The sequence below is a fragment of the Pirellulales bacterium genome, assembly GCA_036490175.1.
Lineage (GTDB): Bacteria > Planctomycetota > Planctomycetia > Pirellulales > JACPPG01 > JACPPG01.
In genome coordinates this window covers 1-2020 of the sequence record DASXEJ010000344.1, presented here as the reverse complement: position 1 = coordinate 2020, position 2020 = coordinate 1, and the positions used below count along the sequence as shown (strand labels likewise).

The window sequence follows — 2020 nt, the reverse complement described above, 5'->3', positions numbered from 1 at the left end:
TGATGGTCCAGCGGCGCCGCTATCCGCACGGCCAGATGCTCGCCAGCGCTCTCGGCTATGTGGGCGAAGTTTCGCAGCAAGATATCGATAAGTATCCCGACCGCTTCCGGCCGGGCGACATCGTCGGCAAAGCCGGCCTCGAAAAAGAATACGACCAGCAGATTGAAGGCACGGACGGCATGCGCCGCGTCGTCGTCAACAGCGTGGGCAAAGTGATGCGCACGATGGACGACGTGGAGGCCGTTCCCGGCAAGCCGATCCAGCTGACCATCGACTACGATTTGCAGGCCATAGCCGACAACGACTTCGCGAACAAAGAAGGCGCGCTGATCGCCATGGACGCTCGCACCGGCGAAGTGCTGGCCATGGTAAGCCGCCCCACATTCGACCCCAACGATTTCGCCGTCCGCATTCCGCCTAAGGAATGGGCCGCTCTAAATACCGATCCGCAAACGCCGCTGCTCAACCGCGCCATCCAAGCTCAGCTCGCGCCCGGCTCCGTTTTCAAGGTAGTGATGGCGACGGCGATGCTCGAATCGAAGGCCTTGCCGGCAAATTACACCGTGTATTGCCCCGGCTCCGCAACATTCTATGGCCGCGTGTTCCATTGCGACCACGCGCACGGCGAAGTCGATATTCACAAGGGCATCGTCGCTTCCTGCGACGTTTTCTTTTACAACGTCGGCAAGCAGCTCGGCATCGATCGCATCGACCAATACGCCACTGGCCTGGGTCTCGGCCAGCGGACCGGTATCGACTTGCCGAGCGAAGAGCCCGGCCTGATCCCCTCGGACCAGTGGGACGAGCGTGTCTACCATCACAAATGGTATCCCGGCGACACGATTTCCGTGGCTATCGGACAAGGCCCCGTGACTGCCACGCCCGTACAACTCGCCCGCATGATCGCTGCGGTAGCCAGCGGTGGCATCTTGATCCCGCCGCACCTCTTGAAAGACGCGACGGGCCTGAAGTTCGGATCCTTTCCCCTGTCGGACGATACCGTTCAACAGGTAACGGACGGCATGTGGGGCGTCGTTAACGAGCCGGACGGCACCACTTCGGGCCTGGTGAAGCTCCAAAATGTCGACTTCTCCGGCAAGACCGGCACCGCGCAAACCGAGAGCTTCGATTTACAGAACAGGTTGGGCAAGCATGTCAAGGAAAACGGCTGGTTCGTCGGCTATGCCCCCCGCCGTAACCCTGAGATCGTCGTCGCGGCGCTCGTCCAATCCGGAGGCTGGGGCAGCACGTCTGCCGCCCCAATCGTCCGCGACGTAGTAAAAGCCTATTACGACAAGAAGGCGGGTCATTTTCAGGCTCCGCCACCACCGCAAACGGCCGGCGCGCCGATAGCACCTCCGTCAGCGGCAGTCCTCGCCACAACGAGAACCGTTGCCGCAGCAGTCCGAACTGGGGCACAGCGCCCATGAAGGAACGGCCCCGCGTCCAGGATTTTGACTGGACCCTGCTCGCCATCGTCGCCGCGATCAGCACTCTTGGTATTTTCGAAATCTATTCCTCTACGCACGCCAGCGGTATGGCCGGCATGCAGTGGAAGCAGCTGATGTGGATCGCGATCGGCATCGTTGGTATGTTCATCATTTCCCGCATCGATTACCACACGCTGCTCGACCAGGCCCCCACGCTTTACGCCGTCGGCATCATCAGCCTACTGGTCGTGCTGGTGATGGGATATTCGCGTCTGGGAGCCAAGCGCTGGATTGCCTTGGGCGGCTTCAATTTGCAGGTGTCAGAAATAATGAAGTTGATTATAATCATAGCGCTGGCCCGCTATTTGAGCGAAGTCCATACCGACCGGCTGACGCTGCAGGACCTTGCCAAGATCGCATTACTGACACTGGTTCCTGTAGGATTAATCCTGAAGCAGCCGGACCTTGGAACAGCGATGGTGCTTGTTCCGGTGGCGTTGGTAGGCGCGTTTCTGGCCGGGATTGAATGGAAGCACGCTGCAATTGGCTTGCTTGCGCTAGTGATCATGCTGCCGATTGCCTGGAGCATG

General features: G+C 59.9%; 2 protein-coding genes. Both read left to right on the top strand.

Going from position 1 to position 2020, the window contains the following annotated elements; translation table 11 throughout:
- A partial coding sequence (gene mrdA, locus VGG64_26085; GenBank protein ID HEY1603101.1) for a penicillin-binding protein 2 occupies positions 1 to 1430 on the top strand: 1430 nt, incomplete at its 5' end.
- A partial coding sequence (locus VGG64_26080; GenBank protein HEY1603100.1) for an FtsW/RodA/SpoVE family cell cycle protein occupies positions 1427 to 2020 on the top strand: 594 nt, incomplete at its 3' end. The genes mrdA and VGG64_26080, both read left to right, overlap by 4 nt.